We start from the raw sequence: 25,549 nt of genomic DNA on the forward strand, positions 1-25,549 counted from the left end.
CCCGAAAGCCCAAGCCGTCTGGATCGTGATACGTCCCTTCCTGCTGTTTATCTGTCTGGTCTTGAGCTTCTGTGCCAGCGCAGCCATCAGCGAAAGCAATGGCTATGCGCAGTTTGGCGTTCTCAAGTACCCGGCCAGCTTCACTCATTTCGACTGGGTCAATCCCGAGGCGCCGAAGGGTGGCACCTTGCGAATGATGGCCTTCGGTACGTTCGACACCCTCAACCCCTACACCTTCAAAGGCACCAGCCCGGTTTCGACCGGTAACTTCCTGCAATATGGCGTCAACGAGCTGAACGAGCCCTTGATGGTCGGCACCGGCCAATACGACCCGTCCGGCGATGAGCCGACTTCGAGCTATGGGCTGATCGCCCAGTCGGTGGAGTTCAGCGAGGACCGTAGCTGGGTGGTGTTCAACCTTCGTCCTCAGGCGCGCTTCCATGATGGCAAGCCGATTACCGCCTATGACGTGGCCTTCTCCTACCGCACGTTGCTCAAGGACGGTCACCCGCAATACCGCACGGCCTTGCAGGAAGTGCAGCGGGTCGACATCCTCAACCGCCATCGCATCCGCTTTGTTTTCAAGCGCTCCGGCAATCCGCTGCTGATTCTGCGCCTGGGCGAACTGGCGGTGCTGCCGCAGCACTACTGGAAAGACCGCGACTTCAAGGCCACGACTTTTGAGCCGCCCCTGGGCAGCGGCCCCTACCGCATCACCCGCGTGCAACCCGGACGCCAACTGGTATTCGAGCGGGTGAAGGACTACTGGGGCAAGGACTTGCCGGTCAATCGCGGCAAATACAATTTCGACCGGGTAGAAGTGGAGTTCTACCGCGACAGCGATGTGGCGTTTGAAGCCTTCAAAGCCGGTGAATTCGACATTTATATCGAACATCAGGCCAAAAACTGGGCCAATGGCTACAACTTCCCGGCGGTCGCCAATGGGCAGGTGATCAAGGCGCAGATCCCTCACCGGATTCCGACCCAGACTCAGGGCCTGTTCATGAACACCCGGCGCGGCACCTTTGCCGACATCAGGGTTCGCGAGGCGCTGGGGCTGATGTTCAATTTCGAGTGGACCAACCGGGCACTGTTCAGTGATGCCTACTCACGTTCCACCAGCTACTACCCCAACAGCGAGTTTTCTGCGACAGGCCAGCCCACCGGTCGCGAACTGGAACTGCTGGAGCCTTACCGGGACCAGTTACCCGCCAGCCTGTTCACCGGGCCTTTCAGCCCCTCGAAGACCGATGCCCGGGGCATCCCGCGGGAAACCCTGCGCCAGGCGCTGGGCCTGCTGACCCAGGCAGGCTGGAAGCTCTCCGAGCAAGGCCTGCTCAATGCGGACAAACAGCCGCTGCGCTTTGAAATCCTGCTGGTGAACCCCAACCTCGAACGCATTCTGCAGCCTTATATAGAAGACCTGCGCCGCATCGGTATCGAAGCCAGCCTGCGGACCGTGGACCGTGCCCAATACAAGCAGCGGCTGGATCACTTCGACTTCGACATGATCCTCATGACCCTGCAACAGACACTCAGCCCTGGCCTTGAGCAGTGGCAGTATTTCCACTCCAGCCAGGCCTCGGTCAATGGCAGCAAGAACTACGCAGGTGTCGCCAACCCAGTGGTCGACGGCCTGCTCAACAAGTTGCTGGCCGCACAGACGCATGACGAACAAGTCGCAACGGCACGCGCACTTGATCGTGTGTTGCTCTCCCAGCATTACAGCATCCCGAACTGGTACCTGAACAATCATCGCCTGGCCTATCGCAATCGATTCGCCATGGTCACCACCCCGCCCTATACCCTGGGGCTGCGTGCGTGGTGGCTCAAGACTCCGGAGAAGACCCGATGACCCTACTGCGCTCCCTGTTCATGCAGGCATTCCTGGCCGGTATCGTCTGCACCGCCCAGGCTGCTCCCCAGCACGCCGTGACGCTGTATGACGAAGCCCCGAAATACCCGGCCAACTTCAAGCATTTCGATTACGTGAACCCCGACGCGCCCAAGGGCGGGACCTTTCGCCAGGCAGGCTTCGGCAGTTTTGACAGCCTGAACCCCTTCATCAACAAGGGTGTTGCCGCCGACGACGTCAGCCTCATCTATGACACCCTCACCAGCCGCAGCCTGGATGAACCCTTCACCGAGTACGGATTGATCGCTGGCAAGATCGAGAAATCCCCGGACAACGACTGGGTGCGCTTCTACCTGCGCCCTGAAGCACGCTTCCATGACGGACATCCCGTTCGCGCCGAGGATGTGGTGTTCAGCTTTGAAGCCCTGATGAAGCATGGCTCCCCTATGTATCGCGGCTATTACGCCGATGTCGATCAGGTGATTGCCGAAGATCCCCTGCGCGTGCTGTTCAAGTTCAAGCACAAGAACAACCGCGAAATGCCGTTGATCATCGGCCAGTTGCCGGTACTGCCCAAGCATTTCTGGGCGACCCGGGATTTCAGCAAAAGCAATCTGGACGTCCCGCTGGGCAGCGGCCCCTACAAGGTGGCAGAGGTCAAGGCCGGACGCTCGGTGCGCTACGAGCGGGTCAAGGACTACTGGGCCAAGGATCTGCCGATCAACAAGGGCCTCTATAACTTCGATGTCCTGACCACCGATTACTACCGTGACAACACCGTCGCTCTGGAAGCCGGCAAGGCCGGGCAGTTCGATTACTGGATGGAAACAAGCGCCAAGAACTGGGCCACCGCCTACAACACCCCCGCCGTGCGCGATGGGCGCCTGATCAAGGAAGAGTTGCCCAACGGCAACCCGACCGGCATGCAGGGCTTCGTCTTCAACCTGCGCAAACCGGTGTTCCAGGACATACGGGTTCGCGAGGCCCTGACGCTGCTGCTGGATTTCGAGTGGACCAACAAGCAACTGTTCAACGGCTCCTACAGCCGGACCAAAAGCTATTTCGACAATTCAGAGATGGCCGCCCGAGGCCTCCCATCGCCCCAGGAACTGGCCATTCTGGAGCCCTTGCGCGGCAAGATCCCCGACCGGGTCTTCAACGAGGAATACAAACTGCCGGTCAACGATGGCAGCGGCATGATTCGCCCGCAACTGCGCCGCGCCTTCCAGCTCTTGCAGGAAGCGGGCTGGAAAATCGTCAATGACAAGATGGTGGATACCCAGGGCAACCCGGTCAAACTGGAGTTCCTGCTGGCCCAGACCGAGTTCGAGCGGGTTTTGCTGCCCTACAAGCGTAACCTGAATGACCTGGGTATCGAACTGAGCATTCGCCGGGTGGACGTCTCGGAGTACATCAATCGCCTGCGCTCGCGGGATTACGAGATGATTGTCAGCAGCTACCCGCAATCCAGCTCTCCGGGCAACGAACAGCGGATCTACTTCCATTCCTCCAGCGCCGACAACCCTGGCAGCCGCAACTTCATGGGCCTCAAGGACCCGGCCATCGATACCCTGGTGGACGGCCTGATCAATGCCGACTCGCGCCAGAACCTGGTCGCTCATACCCAGGCCATGGATCGCGTGCTGCTCTGGGGCTTCTATGTGGTGCCCAACTGGCACATCAAGACCTGGCGCGTGGCCTACTGGGACCATATCGCCCACCCCAAGGCAAAGGCACTGTCGGATATCGGCGTGATGACCTGGTGGGTGAAACCGGACGCAAAACCGGCAGTCCCCGAGCAACCTGCCAACGGGCAGGCTGAACCTGCGAGTACGGAGCAATAACATGCTGGCTTATATTCTCCGGCGCCTGCTGCTGATTATCCCGACTCTATTCGGCATTCTGATCATCAACTTCATCATCATCCAGGCTGCTCCCGGTGGACCTGTGGAGCAGATGATCGCCAAGATCGAAGGCTTCGACGGTGCCACCAGCCGCATCGCCGGTGGCGGTTCGGAAGTCTCGGTGGCCGGCTCCAACTATCGCGGCGCACAGGGCCTGGACCCGGCGCTGGTCAAGGAAATCGAGCGCATGTACGGCTTCGACAAGTCGGCACCGGAGCGCTTGTGGATCATGATCAAGAACTACGCGACGCTGGATTTCGGTGACAGCTTCTTTCGCGATGCGAAGGTGATCGACCTGATTGTCGAGAAGATGCCGGTGTCCATATCCCTCGGGCTGTGGAGCACCCTGATCATGTATCTGGTGTCGATCCCGCTGGGCATCGCCAAGGCCACGCGCCATGGCAGCCATTTCGATGTCTGGACCAGCTCGGCCATCATCGTCGGCTATGCCATTCCCGCCTTCCTGTTCGCGATCCTGCTGATCGTGCTGTTTGCCGGCGGCAGTTACTTCAACTGGTTCCCGTTGCGCGGCCTGACATCAAACGGCTTCGACGAAATGAGCACCCTGGGCAAGATAGGCGATTACTTCTGGCACCTGGTGCTGCCGGTGACAGCGCTGGTGATCGGCAACTTCGCCACCATGACCCTGCTGACCAAGAACAGCTTCCTGGACGAAATCAGCAAACAGTACGTCGTGACCGCAAAGGCCAAGGGCCTGAGCAATAACCGCGTGCTGTACGGCCATGTGTTCCGCAACGCCATGTTGCTGGTGATCGCCGGTTTCCCGTCCGCCTTCATGGGCATCTTCTTCACCGGCTCGCTGCTGGTGGAAGTGATCTTCTCCCTGGACGGCCTGGGCCTGATGAGCTTTGAGGCAGCCATCAACCGCGACTACCCGGTGGTCTTCGGCACCCTGTTCATCTTTACCCTGCTGGGGCTTCTGGTGAAACTGATCGGCGACCTCACTTACACCCTCGTGGATCCGCGCATCGACTTTGAAAGCAGGAAGCATTGATATGAAGCTGTCTCCTCTCAATCGCCGCCGCTTCGAGCGTTTCAAGGCCAACAAGCGCGGCTGGTGGTCGCTGTGGCTGTTCCTGATCCTGTTCGGCCTGAGCATGGGCGCCGAACTGATCGCCAACGACAAGCCACTGGCCGTGCGCTATGACGGCGAGTGGTTCTTCCCGGTAGTCAAGCGCTACCCGGAAACCACCTTTGGTGGTGAATTCCCGCTGGAAGCCAACTACAAGAGCCCGTACATCAAGGAATTGCTGGCGCAGAAGAACGGCTGGACCCTGTGGGCGCCCATTCCGTTCAGCTACCAGAGCATCAACTATGACCTGAAAGTCCCCGCTCCCGCGCCGCCCTCACGGGAAAACCTGCTGGGCACCGACGATCAGGGACGCGATGTTCTGGCCCGTGTCATCTACGGTTTCCGCATCTCGGTGCTGTTCGCACTGATCCTGACGGTGCTCAGCTCCGTCATCGGGGTGATTGCCGGGGCATTGCAGGGTTTCTATGGCGGCTGGGTGGACCTCCTGGGCCAGCGTTTCCTGGAAGTCTGGTCAGGGCTGCCGGTGCTGTACCTGCTGATTATCCTCGCCAGCTTCGTGCAGCCCAATTTCTGGTGGCTGCTGGGCATCATGCTGCTGTTTTCCTGGATGAGCCTGGTGGATGTGGTACGTGCCGAATTCCTGCGCGGCCGCAATCTGGAATACGTGCGCGCCGCCCGGGCGCTGGGCATGGAGAACGGCGCAATCATGTTCCGCCACATCCTGCCCAATGCCATGGTGTCGACCATGACCTTCATGCCGTTCATTCTGACCGGTGCCATCGGCACCCTGACGGCGCTGGACTTCCTGGGCTTCGGTCTGCCCGCAGGCTCGCCTTCCCTGGGCGAACTGGTTGCGCAGGGCAAATCCAACCTGCAGGCCCCGTGGCTCGGGATCAGCGCCTTTGCCGTACTGGCATTGATGCTGAGCCTGCTGGTGTTCATCGGCGAATCCGCCCGCGATGCTTTCGACCCAAGGAAATGAAATGAACAATGACAATCTGATCGAAATCCGCGATCTGGCGGTCGAGTTCGTGACAGGCGAGTCGCGCCAGCGCGTGGTCGAAAACATCAGCTTCGATATCCGTCGCGGCGAAACCCTGGCTCTGGTCGGCGAAAGCGGCTCCGGCAAGTCGGTCACCGCGCACTCGATCCTGCGCCTGCTGCCCTACCCCATCGCTACCCATCCTGCCGGCACCATCCGCTATGCGGGCGATGACCTGTTGACGATGGATGAGAAAAAACTGCGCTCCATTCGTGGCAATCGCATTGCCATGATTTTCCAGGAGCCCATGACCTCGCTCAATCCGCTGCATTCGGTGGAAAAGCAGATCAACGAAGTGCTCGGCCTGCACAAGGGGCTCACCGGCAAGGCCGCCACGGCGCGCACGCTGGAGCTGCTGGAAATGGTCGGCATCCCCGAACCGCACAAGCGCCTCAAGGCTTTGCCCCACGAGTTGTCGGGCGGCCAGCGCCAGCGCGTCATGATTGCCATGGCCCTGGCCAACGAACCCGAGCTGCTGATTGCCGACGAACCCACCACTGCGCTGGACGTTACGGTACAGCTGAAAATCCTTGAATTGCTCAAGCAATTACAGGCTCGACTGGGCATGGCATTGCTGTTGATCAGCCATGATTTGAACGTTGTGAGGCAAATAGCCAATCGCGTATGTGTCATGCAGCGCGGTTGCATCGTCGAACAAGCATTGTGCGAAGAGCTGTTCCGTTCACCACAGCATCCGTACACCCAGGTTTTGCTCAGTGCAGAGCCCAGCGGCGGTCCTTCGACCAACCCGGCTGGCGCTCCACTGCTTGAAGTCGAGGACCTGAAAGTCTGGTTCCCGATCAAGAAAGGCCTGCTCAAGCGAACCGTCGATCACATCAAGGCGGTGGATGGTATTCGCTTCAGCCTGCCTCAAGGGCAGACTCTGGGGATTGTCGGTGAAAGTGGATCGGGCAAATCGACGCTGGGCCTGGCAATACTCAGGCTCATCGGCAGCGAGGGTGCCATACGGTTCCAGGGCAAACCGCTCAATGGCCTGTCGCAGCAGCAGATTCGTCCGCTGCGCAGACAGATCCAGGTGGTGTTCCAGGACCCGTTCGGCAGTCTGAGCCCGCGCATGTCAGTGAGCGATATCGTGGGCGAAGGCCTGCGCATTCATGGCATGGGGACGGAGGCCGAGCAGGAAACGGCTATTATCGAGGCACTCAGGGAAGTAGGTCTGGACCCGGAAACCCGGCACCGCTACCCCCACGAGTTCTCGGGTGGGCAACGGCAGCGAATCGCCATAGCCCGTGCATTGGTGTTAAAACCGGCGCTGATTCTGCTGGACGAGCCGACATCGGCTCTCGACCGGACAGTACAACGCCAGGTAGTCGAGTTACTGCGCTCGCTGCAAACCAAGTACAACCTGACGTATTTGTTCATCAGCCATGACCTGGCTGTCGTCAAAGCGCTGAGCCACCAGTTGATGGTGGTCAAGCAAGGCAAAGTGGTCGAACAGGGTGTGGCGCAGGATATCTTCGCCGCACCGCAACATCCTTATACACAGCAGCTACTGGAAGCCGCCTTTCTGGCGCCGGTAGCTGTCGATTAACCTGAAGAGGAACAACACATGGGTTTTCTCGCCGGTAAGCGCGTCCTGATCGTCGGTGTCGCCAGCAAACTGTCCATCGCATCCGGCATCGCTGCCGCCATGCATCGTGAAGGTGCCGAGCTTGCGTTCACCTACCAGAACGACAAACTCAAGGGCCGCGTCGAAGAGTTCGCAGCAGGCTGGGGCTCAGGCCCTGAGCTGTGCTTCCCTTGCGACGTGGCAAGCGACGAAGAGATCAACAAGGTCTTTGAAGAACTGAGCAAGAAGTGGGACGGCCTGGACGTCATCGTTCACTCCGTTGGCTTCGCTCCAGGTGACCAGCTTGATGGCGACTTCACCGAAGCCACCACCCGTGACGGCTTCCGCATCGCTCACGACATCAGCGCCTACAGCTTCGTCGCCCTGGCCAAGGCCGGTCGCGAAATGATGAAAGGCCGCAATGGCAGCCTGCTGACCCTGTCGTACCTGGGTGCAGAGCGCACCATGCCTAACTACAACGTGATGGGCATGGCCAAGGCCAGCCTGGAAGCCGGCGTTCGCTACCTCGCTGGCAGCCTCGGCCCGGAAGGCACTCGCGTCAACGCCGTATCGGCTGGCCCGATCCGTACCCTGGCAGCTTCGGGTATCAAGAACTTCCGCAAGATGCTGGCAGCCAACGAAGCGCAGACCCCTCTGCGTCGCAACGTCACCATCGAAGAAGTCGGCAACGCCGGCGCCTTCCTGTGCTCGGACCTGGCGTCCGGCATCAGCGGTGAAATCATGTACGTCGACGGCGGTTTCAACACCACCGCGATGGGCAACATCGAAGAGTGATGCCTTCGGTCGGGGCGGGTGCCTGACACCCGCCCTGAAAACAAAAAATCCGGACACCCGCAAGGGGGTCCGGATTTTTTGTTTCTTGCCTGTTCGCTTATTTAGGCTTGGGGATGTCGAACTGTTCCAGAACCGGGTCGACGGTACGGCTGAAGGCCTTGCGTTCCTTACGCTCCTTCACCGAATTGATGATCTCCGAAATCCCCATGCCAATGCTGATGGCACCGCTGACCACCCAACCCACCGGTCCTGCGGCCGCACCGATTGCCGAAGCCGCCGCTGCACCTGCGGCCTGACCGGCAACCGCACCGACAATACGCCCGCCAACAGCCGCGGCTACACGCCCACCAATACCTACCGCTGCGTTTGCACCGCCTCTGCGCACACCCACCTTGTCACCAAAGTCGATCACGTCGTGAATAGTGCTGGCAGCCTGCTTCAGATCATCCTTGGCCTGATTCGTATCCTTGCCAGTGCCACCGGGGGTAAATGCGGTGCTCATTCCGGTGGTACCCGCCGCTGCTTTTTTGGTCGTGGTTTCATTCACCACCTGAGCCAGTGCCGGGTCGCTATTGATGATCAGCTCTGCCTGGCGGTCGGTATTCTTGACCAGAAACGCCTGCACGGAAGGATCGTTCTGCAACTGGGTGATCTTTTCATCCAGAGCGGTTTCGGTGGCCGAGGTGTTGCGAATCGAGCGTCCTGCCACGACCTGCTCGGAAATCTGCTGCAACTCCACCAGCACGGCCGCCTTCTGTTCGCCGCTGTAGGCCTGCGGGTTGCTAAAGACATCGCCATTCAACTGGCTGATATCCACCTTGGAAACCGCACCGACAGTCGCCGCATCCGTGAGGACCCTTGAGAAGTCCTCTTCATTGGCAGGCGCCTTGTGCTTGATCCAGGTGCTGATATCCCTTTTGATCATCACGCCGTCCGGAGCGCGCATCGCCAGCTTTTTGCCGCGCATGTTGCCCTGGTCCATCATCTCGAACATGCCCGGCTGCGCCCAGGTCGCGGCAGAGTCCTGCAGGACACTGGAAAGCCCAGGGTTATTGGCGCTCACCGACTCAAGCCCCGCAATGGTGGTACGCCCGTTGACCTTGGTCTGCCCTTCTACACCCTGAGCATTGGACGGATCACCGGCTTCGGTTATGGGCTCATGAGCCAGCAGCACGGCAGCAGAACGCACCAGCTGTACCGACTGCGCATCGGCATCCGGATTGTCCTTGCGAAAGTCATTGAGGCTGTCTGTGCCCTTGTCGACCTGCTTCTCCATGTTCTTGGCGAAGGTCTTGGCGTCCTTCTTGGTAATCTTGCCGTCCGCCTTGCCGCCCTGGGCCGTGTCCATGGCGGTTTTCAGGGTCGGGTTCTCATCCAGGAATGCCCAGGCCTTGTCCGCATCCGGATCATTGGCAGCAATCATTCTGGCAGCGGCAATCGGGCGATTCAGTTCCTTGGCTGCCTGTTCACGCCTGGAGGCTGGCATATCACCCAGCAAACCGTCCCATTTGGACAGTTCTTCTGGCGAGCTGTATTTCGACTCATCGAGGTACTGATGATTTTCCCGCACAGGAGGCTGGGCCTTGCCTGATAGCTGGCTGCTCAAGGCGCGCAGCAGACGCTGAAGAATCGAGTCTTCGGCAGCCTGAGGGGATTGCGATGCAGTCCTTGTCGTCGTGCCAGCCTGACCATATTCGACACTGCCAAGGCCACCGGCAGCTTTGTGGAATTCGCCCGAGGTCAGGGTAAAGGGGACTTCGGTAAGGTTTTCCGGAACCGGAAAGCTCCCAAAACCACCAGGGCCACGACCGGTACTTGAAATGGGATCGCTCATGCGGGTTATCTCCCTCGGACACGAAACAAGGATCTACATGCTCGACTGAGTGGACAGCGCGCAGAAACGGTTCCATGGCGGCGAAAAAGAATATGACCGTTCGTCCACTCCCGTCGTGAGCTGGCCTGCGTTTGGTCGGTGATACAGAGCGGCAGCTACTACTTGCGCAGTTATGAGTGTAAATTGCGACGCGATTTCTCCGATCACGCCACGTGCGGCGCTGAGCGAGAGCGACTGTTCATAGCTGTGCCCTCACCCTTATCAATCGCTCACGCTGGATGCTTCATATGCCCGAATTGTCACCAGACGAAGTTGTTCGTGCCGCCCTGCAAATTTCGCATACCAGGTTACGCAGACAGCATGAACTGGTCGTCGGGTTTGGTGTGAAGTCGCTACAAATGACAGATCTCGATGACTTCCTGACACAGGCCTGCATGACCGCCGCGTCGGGAATGAATACGCAGTTCGCAAAGGTGCTCCTGCCGGTTCCTGACGAACCGCTGTTTCTCCTTTCACATGGCGTCGGCTGGAAGTCCTCGGATATCGGAACGGCGACAGTCGGGGCTGATGAAGCCAGTCCGGCGGGTTATGCCTTTACAGCCAACCGGCCAGTGATCTCGAATCATCTGGGCCAGGAGATGAGATTTCGCACCCCTGCCCTGCTCAGGGACTACGGGATCGAACGGGCCATCAACGTACCCGTGCGAGGTACAGCGGCGACTTACGGAATACTTGAAGTCGACAGCCGTGACGGCGATGACTTCATCGAAAGCGATATCGTGTTTCTGGAAGGGCTGGCCAACATCATCTCTCTGGCGGTTGAACGGCTCACGGTCAAGCTGGAAGCTGACAGCCCTCACGCTTATTCGGAAAGCGTCCTCAATGCCAGTCCCGATTGCGTGAAAATCATTTCCCGCCTGGGCCATGTCGAGTTTTTCAACGAGGCCGGGTTATGCCGAATGCAGCTCGACAGCCTGGACATGATCACGGGTCAGCCCTGGGCAGAGCTATGGCCTGAAAGCTCCAGACACTTGATCCACGATGCCGTCTTTCGAGTCGTCGCGGGAGAATCTGTCCGATTCGAGTCGTTCTGCCCAACGGCCAAGGGCGAGCCAAAGTGGTGGGATGTAACCGCAGCCCCCATTTTCGACAGGCAAGGCCAGGTCGACAAGATCATTGCCGTGTCTCGGGATATCACCGAGCGTCATGATCAGGAGGTCAAACTCGCAGCCCTGGTTGATGCGCAGAATACAAAGCTCACTGAAAGCGGCCTGCACATGGAGGAGATCCATCATCGGGTCAAGAACAGCCTGCATCTGGTCAATACCCTGTTGCTGCTACAGGCCAACCTCGCTGTCGAAGATGCGGTCAAGATTCAACTGCAAACGGCAGCCAATCGGGTTCTGACCATTGCGAGCGTACACGAGCGGCTTTATCAGGATATCGACACCAGCAATGTCAGCGCTCCTCAGTATCTGGGCGCATTGCTTGCTGATATCGGTAACGTCTTCGGTGAGCGCGAAATCGAACTTGAGGCAGACTCTTTCTTGCTGCCTTCGGAAAGGATGGCCCCATTGGGGTTGGTGGTTTCGGAGCTCGTCACCAACGCGCTGAAGTACGGCAGAGGCACGATCACTGTCAAAGTGACGAGCGACGGAAAAGACGCGGCGATTGTAGTGACCGACGAGGGAGAAGGCTTCCCGAAATCCTACCCGAAACCCAGCGGGACCGGGTTGGGCATGCGGCTGGTAAAAAGCTATTCGGGTTACGGTGACCAGGCCATTACCGTGGACCCTTCCACCGAGTTCAGCAGCATACGAGTGCGCTTCAAGCTCTAGCCACTGATACTGAGCCTCTGAACAGAAAATCACGAACCCCGCAAAGCAGAACGCCCGGTCTATGGACCGGGCGTTCTGGGTGTATCACATCAGACAGAGCTTAGAAGCGCTCGATCTTCGCCTTGCTTTCCAGCTCCGAGCGGTAGGCAGCGAAATCTTGCTGACCGGCACGTGAAGCCAGGAAACGGCGGTATTGCGTTTTTTCCGCATCGCTCGGCGCTGCTGCCTGATTCACGCCATTGAGGCGCACAATCACGAAGCTGCCGTCTGCTGCGGTCAGGCTGGCAAACTCCGGCTTGTCCTTGCCAGTTGGCTTGGGCATGCGGAACACCGTTTGCAGCACTTGTGGATCTACGCTGTCCTGGCTGCGGCTGGCCGCTTCCAGTACTGCCCAGGCACGACCGTCCTGCTTGGCTGCCAAAGGAATCTTGCCATCGCGCAAACCTGCCAGCAGGGCTTCGCCCTTGGCCTTGGCTGCAGCACTGGCGTGCTCCTTGAGCAACTGGGCACGAATGGAGTCCGCGACGCTTTCAAGCGGCAACTGCTTGGGTTGCAGATGCTCCCTGGAGCGCACGACCACGACAGTCTCGGGATCCAGTTCCAGCGTGTTGCTGTTGGAACCTTCTTCGAGCACTTCCGGGCTGAATGCGGCCTGGATCACTGCACGATTGGCTGTCAGGCCTTCGCCGCCTTCACGACCGAACGGCGCGGTGGTCTGAACCTTGAGGCCAAGATCCTGAGCCGGCTGGGTCAGATCGGACGACTCGAAAGCAGAGTCTTCGAGCTGCTTGGTGACTTCCACAAACTTCTGCTCGACCTGCTGAGCCTTCAGATCATGGGTCAGCTTCTCTTTCAGGCTGGCAAAGCTCGGCACCGAAGGTGCTTCAATGCCCAGCAGCTTGATCAGGTGCCAGCCGAAGTCAGTGCGCACTGGCTGCGAAACCTGATCCTTGTTCAAGGCATACAGCGCCTCTTCAAAGGCCGGATCGTAGACACCCTTGCCGGCATAGCCCAGATCGCCACCCTTGCTCGACGAGCCCGGATCCTGCGAGAACTCCTTGGCCAGCGCGGCAAAACTCTCGCCCTTGGCCAGACGCTGCTGGATTTCTTCCAGCTTGGCCTTGGCCTGGGTTTCATTGAGCTTGTCGTTGACTTCAATCAGGATGTGCGCAGCACGACGCTGCTCGGCCAGATTGGCGATTTCACTCTGGTAAGCCGCCTGCAAGTCTTCGTCCTTGACCTGCACCTTGTCGAAGAAGGTCGACTTCTTCAATTCGATGTAATCAAGCACGACCTGCTCAGGGCTCATGAACTCCTTGGCATGCTGGTCGTAGTGAGCCTTGACTTCGTCATCGGTCACTTTCGCGGCAGCCAGATCGACTGGCAGGGTCAGGCTGGCAAAATCGCGGGTCTGTTTTTCCAGGCTGGCAAAAGCCTCGACCTCTTTATCAGTCACGAAAGCACTGCCAGCGATACCGGCGCGAACCTGACCGATGAGCATTTCCTGACCCAGCAACTGGCGGAACTGCATGCGGCTGTAGCCCAGTTGGCGGATGACCTGATCAAAGCGGTCAGCGTTGAACTTGCCGTCGACCTGGAATTCAGGCGTCATCAGCAGTTGCTGATCCAGCGCGGCCTCGGAAAAGGCGAACTTGGCATCGGCTGCGCCCTGAAGCAGCAGCTTGCGATCGATCAGGCCCTTGAGAGCCGATTCACGCAACAGCTTTTCATCCAGCATCGCAGGATCGAAATCCTTGCCCAACTGTTGAGTCAGTTGCTGATCCAGTTGACGACGTTGCATGTCGACGGCCTGACTCAGTTCGTTCTGAGACACCTTCTCGCCGTTGACCTCGGCAGCGTTCTGCCCGTTGCCACTGGCGGTGAACAGCGCCTCGATGCCCGTCAGGGCCATCAACGCGATGATGATCCCGATAATTGTCTTGGCAATCCAGCCTTGTGAATTGTCCCTGATATTCTGCAGCATTGCGTCCCCCAAAACGGTTGAACCGACTAACCAACCGCAGAGCGTGGGTAGAAAGCGGATAGAAGAAAGGCGCATCCGAGGATGCGCCTTCTCGTAACTGACGAAGCGGAAGGGCTCGAACCCTCCGGCGTTGCAACCGGCTGCACCACCGCTCCGCTACCGGCCCGGATTGACTCCGACCCGGCGGGCAAAGGCTTGAAGAGGCTTAGTTGACCGCTTCTTTCAGGGCTTTACCGGCTTTGAAACCTGGTTTTTTAGCAGCAGCGATTTCCAGCGTCTTACCAGTCTGAGGGTTGCGACCGATACGAGCAGGACGATCTGTAACGGAGAAAGTACCAAAGCCAACCAGAACAACAGAGTCGCCAGCCTTCAGAGCGCCAGTGACGGATTCGATCACTGCATCCAGCGCACGGCCAGCAGCAGCTTTCGGGATATCAGCAGATGCAGCGATAGCATCAATCAGTTCCGACTTGTTCACTCTAAGTCCCCTTATCTCTATATTGAGTATGTTTCTAAGTTTTTGGTGGTAAGCAAAACGAGCACTGGTGGGCTTGCTGGTACTTGCTTTAAAGAGCCGCTTTATAACAAGGGCCTTAAAAAGCTGTCAAGGAAGCCCACACAGACTTAATGCGTGCTAATTCTTTCCTTAGAGTCAGACTCGCGTTTTTCATCCTTTGCAACAATATCGGGAGCCACATCCGGCAAGGGCTCCGGCGCGTATTGCAGCGCAATTTGCAGGACTTCGTCAATCCATTTAACGGGCTTGATCTGCAAATCCTGCTTGATATTGTCAGGAATTTCCTTCAAATCACGCACATTCTCTTCCGGGATGATCACGGTCTTGATCCCACCGCGATGCGCCGCCAGCAGTTTTTCCTTCAGGCCACCAATCGCCAGCACCTGCCCGCGAAGGGTAATTTCACCGGTCATGGCCACATCGGCCCGTACCGGAATCTGCGTCAGGGCCGATACCAGCGCCGTGCACATGCCTACGCCAGCGCTAGGACCATCCTTCGGAGTGGCCCCTTCCGGCATGTGAATGTGGGTGTCGTGCTTCTCGTGAAAGTCCGGCGCAATGCCCAGGCTCTTGGCCCGGCTGCGCACGACGGTCTGCGCCGCAGTGATCGATTCGACCATGACATCGCCCAGCGAACCGGTCTTGATCAACTGCCCCTTGCCCGGTATGACAGCGGCTTCGATGGTCAGCAACTCGCCACCGACCTGAGTCCAGGCAAGACCGGTAACCTGACCGATCTGGTCCTGCTGCTCGGCCAGACCGTAGCGGAATTTGCGCACGCCCAGGAAGTGTTCGAGCATCTCGGTCGTGACACGAATTGCAAAACGTTTTTCCAGCGCATGCTCTTTGACCGCCTTGCGGCAGACCTTGGCAATCTGACGTTCGAGACCGCGCACGCCCGCTTCACGGGTGTAATAGCGAATGATGTCGCGGATCGCATCGTCGTCGAACTCGATTTCGCCTTTTTTCAGGCCATTGGCCTGAATCTGTTTTGGCGAGAGGTATTTGACGGCAATGTTGACCTTCTCGTCCTCGGTGTAGCCCGGCAGACGGATGACCTCCATCCGGTCCAGCAGCGCTGGCGGGATGTTCATCGAGTTCGAGGTACACAGGAACATCACATCCGAGAGGTCGTAATCGACTTCCAGGTAGTGGTCGTTGAAATTGTGGTTCTGCTCGGGATCCAGCACCTCAAGCAGTGCCGACGCCGGGTCGCCCCGCATGTCACTGCCCATCTTGTCGATTTCATCGAGAAGAAACAGCGGGTTGCGCACGCCAACCTTGGTCATTTTCTGGATAAGACGACCTGGCATCGACCCGATGTAAGTCCGGCGATGACCACGAATCTCGGCTTCATCACGCACGCCACCCAGGGCCATGCGCACGAACTTGCGGTTGGTCGCGCTGGCGATGGACTCGGCCAGGGAGGTTTTACCCACACCCGGTGGCCCTACGAGGCACAGTACAGGCCCGCGAATCTTCTTCACCCGCTTTTGCACGGCGAGGTATTCAAGGATGCGTTCCTTGACCTCTTCCAGACCGTAGTGGTCGGAGTCGAGAATGGCCTCAGCGCGCCCCAGATCGAGGCGAACCTTGCTCTGTGCCTTCCACGGCACCTGAACCAGCCAGTCGATGTAGGAACGCACCACAGTGGCTTCAGCCGACATCGGAGACATTTGCTTGAGCTTGTTCAGCTCGGCGGTCGCCTTGGCCAGGGCATCTTTCGGCAAGCCGGCGGCTTCGATGCGCTTTTTCAGCTCTTCGATTTCGTTGTGGCCTTCATCGCCATCGCCCAGTTCTTTCTGAATGGCCTTCATCTGCTCATTCAGGTAATACTCGCGCTGGCTGCGCTCCATCTGCTTCTTGACGCGACCGCGAATGCGCTTTTCAACCTGCAGCAGGTCGATTTCGGCATCCAGCAAGGCCAGTACGTGCTCGACACGGGCTGGCAGGTCGATGATTTCGAGGATTTCCTGCTTCTGCTCGATTTTCAGCGCCATATGCGCTGCCATGGTATCTACCAGACGACCCGGCTCATCGATGCTGTTGAGCGACGACAGGACTTCGGCAGGGACTTTCTTGCCAAGCTGGACATACTGCTCGAACTGCGACAGCAGGCTGCGTACGAAAACTTCGGACTCACGGTCCGGCGCTTCGGTCTCATCGATCAGCGCGACTTCTGCGCGGCAATGACCTTCGACCTCGATAAAACGCTCGACAGAGCCACGCTGCTCGCCTTCGACCAGCACCTTTACGGTACCGTCAGGCAACTTGAGCAGCTGCAATACGGTTGCAATGGTGCCTACGCTATAAAGGGCTTTCTCATCGGGATCGTCGTCAGCCGGATTTCTTTGCGCCAGCAACAGGATTTGCTTGTCGCCGGTCATCGCTGCTTCTAGAGCTTCGATAGACTTCTCGCGCCCCACGAACAGCGGGATAACCATGTGCGGATAAACCACAACATCACGCAATGGCAAGAGAGGCAATTCGATTGTGGTCTTCATGATTTCGCCTCTACGGCGGCCAATTGGCCGTGGACAGGTGGAAGTAGCTTGAAGTCAAGATGGGGGTAGCGTTCAAAAAAAACAAGCTTTAGTGGCCTGTTTTGAAAATACGCTCTCTTTTTGACGAACGAGCGCAGCTGACGGACAGGCCGCCGCATCCGGTCATGACGAGGAATGGCAACACAATCAGGCGGTTACAGGCGCTGTCAAAAGAGCAAAATGACTCACTGGACAGGATACTAGTGGCCCGCGGAGGGAAAACGTTCCCTGGGAATGCAAAAAGCGGCGATGCAGAAATGCAGAAGGAGGCCCGCAGGCCCCCTTCTGTACGTCTCTTGCTGCGCTTTACGCGTCAGGAGCAACCTTGGCAGGCGGCTCGCTGTTTTCGTAGATCAGCAACGGCTTGGACGAGCCATCGATAACGCTCTCGTCGATCACCACTTTGCTCACGTCGGTCTGCGACGGGATTTCATACATGGTGTCGAGCAATACGCCTTCCAGGATTGAACGCAGACCGCGGGCACCTGTCTTGCGCTCCAGCGCACGACGAGCAACCGATTTCAGTGCGTCGGTACGGAACTCGAGGTCCACACCTTCCATCTCGAACAGCTTGGCATACTGCTTGGTAAGGGCGTTTTTCGGCTCGGTGAGGATCTGCATCAGCGCAGCCTCATCCAGCTCGTCCAACGTCGCCAGCACTGGCAGACGGCCCACGAACTCGGGGATCAAACCGAACTTGACCAGATCGTCAGGCTCGACTTCACGCAGGGATTCGCCAACCTTCTTGCCTTCTTCCTTGCTGCGTACTTCGGCGTTGAAGCCGATGCCGCCACGGGTCGAACGGTTCTGGATGACTTTTTCCAGGCCCGAGAAAGCGCCGCCACAGATAAACAGGATATTGCGCGTGTCCACCTGCAGGAATTCCTGCTGTGGATGCTTGCGTCCGCCTTGAGGAGGAACGGAAGCCACGGTGCCCTCGATCAGTTTCAGCAGGGCTTGCTGCACGCCCTCACCGGAAACGTCACGAGTAATCGAAGGGTTGTCGGATTTGCGGGAAATCTTGTCGATTTCATCGATGTAGACAATACCCATCTGGGCCTTTTCCACATCGTAATCGCATTTCTGCAACAGCTTCTGAATGATGTTTTCCACGTCCTCGCCGACATAACCGGCTTCGGTCAGGGTCGTGGCATCGGCGATGGTGAACGGCACATTGAGCAGGCGCGCCAAGGTTTCGGCGAGCAGGGTCTTGCCGGAGCCTGTAGGGCCGATCAGCAGGATGTTGCTTTTGCCGAGTTCAACATCATCGTTTTTCTTGTCGCGCTGGTTCAGGCGCTTGTAGTGGTTGTACACCGCTACTGCGAGAACCTTTTTGGCACGCTCCTGACCAATTACATACTGATCAAGGATGCCGCTGATTTCTTTAGGCGAAGGCAATTTATGCGCGCTGCTTTCTGCCTGTGCTTCCTGCACCTCCTCGCGGATGATGTCATTGCACAGGTCGACGCACTCGTCGCAGATAAAGACCGAGGGGCCGGCAATCAATTTGCGCACTTCATGCTGGCTTTTGCCACAGAAGGAGCAATAGAGCAGTTTGCCGTTGTCCTCGCCGTTGCGGGTGTCAGTCATTCGATCGATCCAATCCGGTAGGCTTGCAACACAAGATGAAGGCTATTGCGGGCTTTTTCAAGTCCGCAGGTGGTCGGTTGGTCCAACCACCTACATTTTGAGTTACTTAGGCAGGCATTTGACGTTTGTTGATCACAGAGTCGATCAGGCCGTATTCCGCCGCGCGATCAGCGCTCATGAAATTGTCGCGCTCGGTATCGCGCTCAATGGTTTCAAGGCTTTGACCGGTGTGATGGGCCAGCAGCGAGTTCAGGCGATGACGAATGTGCAGGATTTCCTTGGCATGGATGTCGATATCCGACGCCTGCCCCTGGAAACCGCCCAACGGCTGGTGAATCATCATCCGCGAGTTAGGCAGGCAATGACGCTTGCCCTCGGCACCGCCAGCCAGCAGGAAAGCACCCATGCTGCAGGCCTGACCGATACAGATGGTCGATACGTCCGGCTTGATGAACTGCATGGTGTCGTAGATCGACATGCCTGCAGTCACCGAACCGCCCGGTGAGTTGATGTAGAGATGGATATCCTTGTCCGGGTTTTCCGCTTCAAGGAACAGCAGTTGCGCCGCAATAAGGTTGGCCATGTAGTCCTCTACCGGACCAACCATAAAGATCACACGCTCCTTGAGAAGGCGCGAGTAGATGTCATAGGCGCGTTCGCCACGGGCGGACTGCTCGATAACCATCGGGACCAGGCCGCCAGCGGCCTGGATGTCAGAGTTCTGCTGAATATAAGAATTGCGGGACATGTCCTGCATTCACTCCCAAATAGTCGAGTCTTGAATACGCACAAGCCAGCGCGAAGGCTGGCTTGTGGGTGTTTTCGAACGAAAGGAGAAATCAGTCGGCTTTTGGAGCTTCTACCGGCTTGACCGCTTCTTCGTAGGAGACCGATTTGTCGGTCACGCTAGCTTTCTGCAAAACAGTATCTACAACTTGCTCTTCAAGCACAACAGAACGTACTTCGTTCATTTGCTGCTCGTTCTTGTAGTACCAGGCAACAACCTGCTCAGGCTCTTGATAGGCAGAGGCCATTTCCTGGATCAGATCACGAACGCGAGCGTCGTCTGGCTTGAGCTCGAACTGCTTGACCACTTCAGCAACGATCAGGCCCAGCTCGACACGACGCTTGGCTTGCTCTTCAAACAGCTCGGCCGGCAGTTGGTCAGGCTTGATGTTGCCGCCGAACTGCTGAACAGCCTGGACGCGCAGACGGTTGACTTCGTTTTCCAGCAGCGCTTTTGGCACTTCGATCGGGTTGGCAGCCAGCAGACCGTCCATGACCTGGTTCTTGACCTTGGACTTGATGGCCTGACGCAGCTCACGCTCCATGTTCTTGCGAACTTCGGTGCGGAAACCTTCGATACCGGTTTCCTTGATACCGAACTGCTTGAAGAACTCTTCGTTCAGCTCAGGCAGCGTTGGTGCGGAAACACTGTTGACGGTCACGGTGAACTCGGCGGCTTTGCCAGCCAGTTCCAGGTTCTGGTAGTCCTCAGGGAAGGTGACGTTCAGAACGCGCTCTTCACCGGCCTTGGCGCCAACCAGACCATCTTCGAAACCTGGGATCATGCGGCCGGAACCCAGAACCAGCTGGGTGCCAGTGGCAGAGCCGCCAGCGAAGACTTCGCCGTCAACCTTGCCAACGAAATCGATGTTCAGCTGGTCTTCGTTCTGGGCAGCACGATCGGCCACTTCAAAACGAACGTTCTGCTTGCGCAGGATTTCCAGCATGTTGTCCAGGTCGCTGTCAGCCACGTCAGCGGACAGGCGCTCGACGGAGATGGACTCGAAACCTGCGACGGTGAACTCAGGGAACACTTCAAAAGTGGCGATGTATTCCAGGTCCTTGCCTTTCTCGAAGGACTTAGGCTCTACAGCAGGTGCGCCAGCCGGGTTCAGCTTCTGCTCGACCACTGCTTCGTAGAAGGTAGCCTGAATCAGATCGCCCAGCGCTTCCTGACGTGCGCCATCTTCATAACGCTGACGGATCACGCTCATAGGCACTTTGCCAGGGCGGAAGCCCGGGATCTTGGCTTTACGTGCGGTCTGCTGCAGACGCTTGTTGACTTCAGTCTCGATGCGTTCGGCAGGCACGCCAATGGTCATGCGGCGCTCAAGAGCGGAAGTATTTTCAACAGAAACTTGCATGGATATTCCTCGTTGCACAGACGTTAGCCGGCCGTTTCCGACCCCAGAATCAAGGGCATGCATTCTAGTGGGTCAAACTCAAGAAGTCACCCTACTGAAAAAGGGCAGATTTAAGAGGATGGAATCGGACTGCTGGCGAGCAAAGACAACAAGGCCCTTACAGCACCGGCAACGCGTCTGGCACGGGCTATATAAAGGAAGCACGTGCACCGGACCGCTACCGATTCCATCCGCGTAGCGCGCCCCGCTCGACCGACGGCAACCTGCCAACCGACCTGCGAGACGATGAAACCAACACGCTGAAACAAAAAAAGCCGCACTAGGCGGCTTCTTTCAGAGTGAACGTTTCAGGAACTTCACTCTTTATATCTTGGTGCGGACGGAGAGACTCGAACTCTCACACCTTGCGGCGCTGGAACCTAAATCCAGTGTGTCTACCAATTCCACCACATCCGCGTTACAAGCTTTTAAAGCAAAGGCGCCAGTTTATGTGTAATAAATCTGGCGCCTCTCTGAATATGGGGTGGACGATGGGGATCGAACCCACGACAACAGGAGTCACAATCCTGTGCTCTACCAACTGAGCTACGCCCACCATATTGCATGCAACTCTTACAACTTACCTACCGTACCAAAGCCGCCATTAAATGGCGCACCCGGCAGGACTCGAACCTGCGACCATCCGCTTAGAAGGCGGATGCTCTATCCAGCTGAGCTACGGGCACTTATATAATCTGCATTCTTATCGAGTACAAATTAGAAGGCTTTCAATCACGTCGAGTTGAACTTCAACCCCACCTGACTCACATCAACCAGCGCCAGCTTCTTCAGCAGTGCTGGGTGCTGCCCGGCAAGTGCGACGAATCTTATAGACGCCCCCCAGGGTCGTCAACTCTTTTTTGAAAAAAATTCAGTTAGATAAAGGAGTTAGCTGAATATACAGACCAAGCGCCTTTGCCCTTGCGCCATGTCATGCGAGAATGCGCGCTCATTTTTTCCCTCTCGATGGTTAATCACGCGTCATGACTGCACAACTTATCGACGGCAAAGCGATCGCCGCCAGCCTGCGCCAGCAGATCGCCAAACGTGTCGCCGAACGTCGCGAGCAAGGCCTGCGCACGCCAGGCCTCGCGGTGATTCTGGTGGGCAGCGACCCCGCTTCCCAGGTTTATGTCTCTCACAAGCGCAAGGACTGCGAGGAAGTCGGCTTCATTTCCCAGGCCTACGACCTGCCCGCCGAGACTACACAGGTTGCGCTGACCGAACTGATCGATCGCCTCAATGGCGACGCCGAAGTCGACGGCATTCTGCTGCAACTGCCATTGCCCGCGCATCTGGATGCCTCGCTGCTGCTTGAGCGCATTCGTCCCGACAAGGACGTTGATGGCTTCCACCCTTATAACGTCGGCCGTCTGGCCCAGCGCATCCCGCTGCTGCGTCCATGCACCCCGAAAGGGATCATGACCCTGCTGGAAAGCACGGGTGTCGATCTGTACGGGCTGGACGCAGTCGTTGTCGGCGCTTCCAATATCGTCGGCCGTCCGATGGCGATGGAACTGCTGCTGGCCGGTTGCACCGTGACCGTGACCCACCGTTTCACCAAGGATCTGGCAGGCCATGTCGGCCGCGCCGATCTGGTGGTGGTAGCCGCCGGCAAACCCGGCCTGGTCAAGGGCGAGTGGATCAAGCCCGGTGCCATCGTCATCGACGTGGGTATCAACCGCCAGGAAGACGGCAAGCTGGTAGGTGACGTCGTGTACGAAACCGCCCTGCCCCGCGCTGGCTGGATCACTCCGGTCCCGGGCGGCGTTGGCCCGATGACTCGCGCCTGCTTGCTGGAAAACACCCTGTACGCTGCAGAAACCCTGCACGACTGAGTGTTTCCACCATGAAAAACGGCACCTCATGAGGTGCCGTTTTTATTTCTGTCACCGATTACTTGCGTGCCGCCTCCCAGCTCTTGAGCAGCTCGGAGTAAGACACTGTTTCGCCTTTCGGCTTCTCGTTGGCCAGTTTGCGCTGCGGAGCAGCCCAGCCATCCGGGGACGCCTCGCCCTTCTTGTACCATTCTTCAGCCGTGGTTTCCGGATTCAGCTTCGGCGCACAACCACTCTTCTCCTGAGCCTTGGAGCGTTCAAGACGCATCAGGATCGAATCCTGATCCTTGGCCAGACCATCCAGCGCCTGCTGCGCGGTTTTCTCGCCGGTGACCGCTTCCGCTACGTGACTCCACCACAGTTGCGCCAGCTTCGGATAATCAGGGACGTTGGTGCCGGTTGGCGACCATTGCACACGGGCCGGGCTGCGATAGAACTCCACCAGACCACCCAGCTTGGGCGCCAGCTCGGTCATTTCCCTGGAGTTGATGTCCGACTCGCGAATCGGCGTCAGGCCCACGATGGTTTTCTTCAGGGAAACGGTTTTCGAGGTCACGAACTGCGCGTACAGCCAGGCTGCCAGCCGCTGTTTTTCAGGCGTCGAATACAGGAAAGTCCACGATCCCACATCCTGGTAACCCAGCTTCATACCGTCTTTCCAGTATGGACCTTTAGGTGAAGGAGCCATGCGCCACTTGGGCGTGCCATCGGCATTCATCACCGGCAAGCCGGGTTTGGTCATGTCTGCTGTAAAGGCGGTATACCAGAAGATCTGTTGCGCGACGTTACCCTGAGAAGGCACCGGGCCAGACTCGGAGAACGTCATGCCTGCCGCTTCCGGTGGTGCATAGGCCTTGAGCCAGTCGATGTATTTCTGAGTCGCGAACACCGCAGCCGGACCGTTGGTGTCGCCACCGCGAGTGATACTGGAGCCCACCGGACGGCAGTTTTCTACGCGAATCCCCCACTCGTCCACCGGCAAACCGTTGGGCAAGCCCTTGTCGCCGCCACCGGCCATGGAGAACCAGGCATCGGTGAAACGCCAGCCCAGGGACGGGTCTTTCTTGCCGTAGTCCATATGGCCATAAATGCGTTTGCCGTCGATTTCCTTGACGTCTTCGCTGAAGAACTTGGCAATGTCCTCGTAGGCCGACCAGTTGACCGGCACGCCCAGCTCATAGCCGTACTTGGCCTTGAACTTCGCTTTCAGGTCCGCACGCTCGAACCAGTCGGCACGGAACCAGTAAAGGTTCGCGAACTGCTGGTCAGGCAATTGATAGACCTTGCCGTCCGGCGCAGTCGTGAAAGACAGGCCGATAAAGTCTTTCAGGTCCAGGGTCGGAGAAGTCACCTTTTTGCCGGCATCGCTGGCCATCAGTTCGGTCAGCGATTGCGCCTTCCCGTAGCGGAAGTGGGTGCCGATCAGGTCCGAATCGTTGACCCAGCCGTCATAGATGTTCTTGTCCGACTGCATCTGGGTCTGGATCTTCTCGATCACATCCCCTTCCTGCACCAGATCATGGGTGAGTTTGATCCCGGTGATTTCGGTAAACGCCTTGGCCAGGGTCTTGGATTCGTATTCGTGGGTAGTCAGGGTTTCCGACACCACCTTGATTTCCATACCGCGAAACGGTTCAGCGGCCTTGATGAACCATTCCAGCTCGGCCAACTGCTGCTCGGGGGTCAGGGTCGAAGGCTTGAATTCGGAGCCGATCCATTTTTTCGCGGCATCCTCATAGGCATCCGCCCACGCCGTAATGCTTAATCCACTGCATGCCAGCATCGAAGCCAGCGCCACGCTATGTCTCAGCTTGTTGTTTTTGTAGAACATAGACACCTCCAGATGATTATTACCCAGGGCACGTTGCCGCCTCCCGGACAGTCCCGGCACGAACAGTTGCTCGGCTACCCCCAACGCATTACGACAAACAACCACACCAGCGATAACAGCGAGGCGACCCAGATACTCCAGTCCGTCACGCCGATGACCAACAAATGCAGGTAGGCACTTGCCAGCAGTCCGATAAACAAACGATCACCACGGCTGGTCTCGATCGGCAGAAAACCGCGCCGCTCGACACAGGGCGAACTCAGCTCCCACACCGTCATGCCCACCAGCAGCATAGCGATAGAGCCGAAGAAACCCGCCGTCAGTGAAGTCCAGGCCATCCACTCCATATCTCGACTCCTCAGACCCGGCCCAGGGCAAAGCCCTTGACCACGTGATTGCGAACAAACCAGATCACCAGCATGCCCGGCAGAATGGTCAATACACCTGCCGCCGCCAGCACACCCCAATCGATACCCGAAGCCGATACGGTTCGCGTCATGACTGCCGCGATGGGCTTGGCGTTGACCGACGTCAGGGTGCGCGCCAGCAGCAGCTCTACCCAGGAAAACATGAAGCAGAAGAACGCCGTCACGCCGATGCCGGAGCCAATCAGCGGCACGAAGATCTTCACGAAGAAGCGAGGAAAACTATAGCCGTCGATATAAGCCGTCTCGTCGATTTCCTTGGGGACGCCCGACATGAAGCCTTCCAGAATCCACACCGCCAGCGGTACGTTGAAGAGGCAATGCGCCAGCGCCACGGCAATGTGGGTGTCGAACAGGCCGATCGAGGAATAGAGCTGGAAGAACGGCAGCAAGAACACCGCCGGTGGTGCCATGCGATTGGTCAGCAGCCAGAAGAAAAGATGCTTGTCGCCCAGGAACCGGTAGCGCGAGAACGCATAAGCCGCTGGCAATGCCACAGCGAGGGAAATGACCGTGTTCAGGCACACGTAATACAGCGAGTTGAGATAACCGTTGTACCAACTGGGGTCGGTGAAGATCACCCGGTAATTGGCCAGGGTGAAATCCTGCGGCCAGAGCGTCAGGCCACCGAGAATCTCGGTGTTGCTCTTGAACGACATGTTCAGCAGCCAGTAGATCGGCACCAGCAGGAACAGTATGTAAATCAATAACGGCACAGCCTTGCGTGCATTCATGGCCGA

Annotated in this window: 18 protein-coding genes and 3 tRNA genes; 8 read left to right on the top strand and 13 right to left on the bottom strand. The window is 57.9% G+C overall.

Translation table 11 applies throughout. The features are described from left to right. The first annotated feature begins 25 nt into the window (after nucleotides 1–25). Genes CKW23_RS19625 through fabI form a run of 6 tightly spaced genes read left to right on the top strand, consistent with a single transcriptional unit; the run spans nucleotide 26 to nucleotide 8,220 of the window. Nucleotides 26–1,855: an extracellular solute-binding protein gene (locus CKW23_RS19625; RefSeq protein ID WP_025259234.1), complete on the top strand. Its 1,830-nt coding sequence runs from the start codon at nucleotides 26–28 to the stop codon at nucleotides 1,853–1,855. After that, on the top strand, nucleotides 1,852–3,699 hold the full coding sequence (locus tag CKW23_RS19630) for an extracellular solute-binding protein (protein ID WP_025259233.1): 1,848 nt from the start codon (nucleotides 1,852–1,854) through the stop codon (nucleotides 3,697–3,699). The genes CKW23_RS19625 and CKW23_RS19630 overlap by 4 nt, the downstream gene beginning before the upstream one ends. Nucleotide 3,700: 1 nt before the next feature. Next, nucleotides 3,701–4,774: a microcin C ABC transporter permease YejB gene (locus CKW23_RS19635; RefSeq protein WP_025259232.1), complete on the top strand. Its 1,074-nt coding sequence runs from the start codon at nucleotides 3,701–3,703 to the stop codon at nucleotides 4,772–4,774. Between the two features lies 1 nt (nucleotide 4,775). Beyond that, a complete protein-coding gene (locus CKW23_RS19640; protein WP_095068168.1) occupies nucleotides 4,776–5,795 on the top strand; it encodes an ABC transporter permease in 1,020 nt (339 codons plus the stop codon). Nucleotide 5,796: 1 nt separating this feature from the next. Further along, on the top strand, nucleotides 5,797–7,407 hold the full coding sequence (locus CKW23_RS19645) for an ABC transporter ATP-binding protein (protein ID WP_025259230.1): 1,611 nt from the start codon (nucleotides 5,797–5,799) through the stop codon (nucleotides 7,405–7,407). 18 nt (nucleotides 7,408–7,425) lie between these two features. After that, the gene (gene fabI, locus CKW23_RS19650) at nucleotides 7,426–8,220 is read left to right on the top strand and encodes an enoyl-ACP reductase FabI (RefSeq protein WP_025259229.1); all 795 of its coding nucleotides are present in this window, start codon (nucleotides 7,426–7,428) and stop codon (nucleotides 8,218–8,220) included. 97 nt (nucleotides 8,221–8,317) lie between these two features. Here fabI and CKW23_RS19655 read toward each other — a convergent pair whose 3' ends face one another. Next, on the bottom strand, nucleotides 8,318–10,054 hold the full coding sequence (locus CKW23_RS19655; RefSeq protein ID WP_025259228.1) for a type III effector HrpK domain-containing protein: 1,737 nt from the start codon (nucleotides 10,052–10,054) through the stop codon (nucleotides 8,318–8,320). A gap of 287 nt (nucleotides 10,055–10,341) precedes the next feature. Between CKW23_RS19655 and CKW23_RS19660 the strand changes: the two genes are divergently transcribed. Next, nucleotides 10,342–11,892, top strand: a complete 1,551-nt coding sequence (locus CKW23_RS19660; RefSeq protein ID WP_025259227.1) for a sensor histidine kinase — start codon at nucleotides 10,342–10,344, stop codon at nucleotides 11,890–11,892. Nucleotides 11,893–11,992: 100 nt separating this feature from the next. Here the strand turns inward: CKW23_RS19660 and CKW23_RS19665 are convergent, their stop codons facing one another. The 9 genes from CKW23_RS19665 to CKW23_RS19705 all read right to left on the bottom strand — a co-directional run bounded on the left by CKW23_RS19665 (nucleotide 11,993) and on the right by CKW23_RS19705 (nucleotide 21,401). Further along, entirely contained in the window at nucleotides 11,993–13,876 is a 1,884-nt protein-coding gene (locus CKW23_RS19665; RefSeq protein ID WP_095068169.1) for a SurA N-terminal domain-containing protein, read from the bottom strand. A gap of 205 nt (nucleotides 13,877–14,081) precedes the next feature. Beyond that, nucleotides 14,082–14,354: an HU family DNA-binding protein gene (locus CKW23_RS19670; RefSeq protein ID WP_002552737.1), complete on the bottom strand. Its 273-nt coding sequence runs from the start codon at nucleotides 14,352–14,354 to the stop codon at nucleotides 14,082–14,084. A 146-nt stretch (nucleotides 14,355–14,500) separates the two neighbouring features. After that, a complete protein-coding gene (gene lon, locus CKW23_RS19675; RefSeq protein ID WP_025259225.1) occupies nucleotides 14,501–16,897 on the bottom strand; it encodes an endopeptidase La in 2,397 nt (798 codons plus the stop codon). Between the two features lie 345 nt (nucleotides 16,898–17,242). Continuing rightward, entirely contained in the window at nucleotides 17,243–18,526 is a 1,284-nt protein-coding gene (gene clpX, locus CKW23_RS19680; protein WP_025259224.1) for an ATP-dependent Clp protease ATP-binding subunit ClpX, read from the bottom strand. Between the two features lie 106 nt (nucleotides 18,527–18,632). After that, nucleotides 18,633–19,274, bottom strand: a complete 642-nt coding sequence (gene clpP, locus CKW23_RS19685) for an ATP-dependent Clp endopeptidase proteolytic subunit ClpP (protein WP_025259223.1) — start codon at nucleotides 19,272–19,274, stop codon at nucleotides 18,633–18,635. Between the two features lie 91 nt (nucleotides 19,275–19,365). Then, nucleotides 19,366–20,676 carry a trigger factor gene (gene tig, locus CKW23_RS19690; RefSeq protein ID WP_025259222.1) on the bottom strand — a complete coding sequence of 437 codons (1,311 nt, stop codon included), beginning with the start codon at nucleotides 20,674–20,676 and terminating at the stop codon, nucleotides 19,366–19,368. A 371-nt stretch (nucleotides 20,677–21,047) separates the two neighbouring features. Continuing rightward, a tRNA-Leu gene (locus CKW23_RS19695) sits at nucleotides 21,048–21,132 on the bottom strand. Nucleotides 21,133–21,195: 63 nt separating this feature from the next. Further along, nucleotides 21,196–21,271, bottom strand: a tRNA-His gene (locus CKW23_RS19700). A gap of 53 nt (nucleotides 21,272–21,324) precedes the next feature. Beyond that, a tRNA-Arg gene (locus CKW23_RS19705) sits at nucleotides 21,325–21,401 on the bottom strand. A gap of 297 nt (nucleotides 21,402–21,698) precedes the next feature. Between CKW23_RS19705 and folD the strand changes: the two genes are divergently transcribed. Next, entirely contained in the window at nucleotides 21,699–22,553 is an 855-nt protein-coding gene (folD, locus tag CKW23_RS19710; RefSeq protein WP_025259221.1) for a bifunctional methylenetetrahydrofolate dehydrogenase/methenyltetrahydrofolate cyclohydrolase FolD, read from the top strand. 58 nt (nucleotides 22,554–22,611) lie between these two features. Here the strand turns inward: folD and CKW23_RS19715 are convergent, their stop codons facing one another. From CKW23_RS19715 to CKW23_RS19725, 3 genes are all read right to left on the bottom strand, one after another. Continuing rightward, the gene (locus CKW23_RS19715; protein WP_025259220.1) at nucleotides 22,612–24,384 is read right to left on the bottom strand and encodes an ABC transporter substrate-binding protein; all 1,773 of its coding nucleotides are present in this window, start codon (nucleotides 24,382–24,384) and stop codon (nucleotides 22,612–22,614) included. 74 nt (nucleotides 24,385–24,458) lie between these two features. Further along, nucleotides 24,459–24,731: a DUF2160 domain-containing protein gene (locus CKW23_RS19720; protein ID WP_025259219.1), complete on the bottom strand. Its 273-nt coding sequence runs from the start codon at nucleotides 24,729–24,731 to the stop codon at nucleotides 24,459–24,461. 11 nt (nucleotides 24,732–24,742) lie between these two features. Continuing rightward, nucleotides 24,743–25,543: a carbohydrate ABC transporter permease gene (locus CKW23_RS19725; RefSeq protein WP_025259218.1), complete on the bottom strand. Its 801-nt coding sequence runs from the start codon at nucleotides 25,541–25,543 to the stop codon at nucleotides 24,743–24,745. Nucleotides 25,544–25,549 lie beyond the last annotated feature (6 nt).

Origin of the sequence: Pseudomonas sp. Irchel 3A18 (assembly GCF_900187465.1) — a bacterium.
Lineage (GTDB): Bacteria > Pseudomonadota > Gammaproteobacteria > Pseudomonadales > Pseudomonadaceae > Aquipseudomonas > Aquipseudomonas cichorii.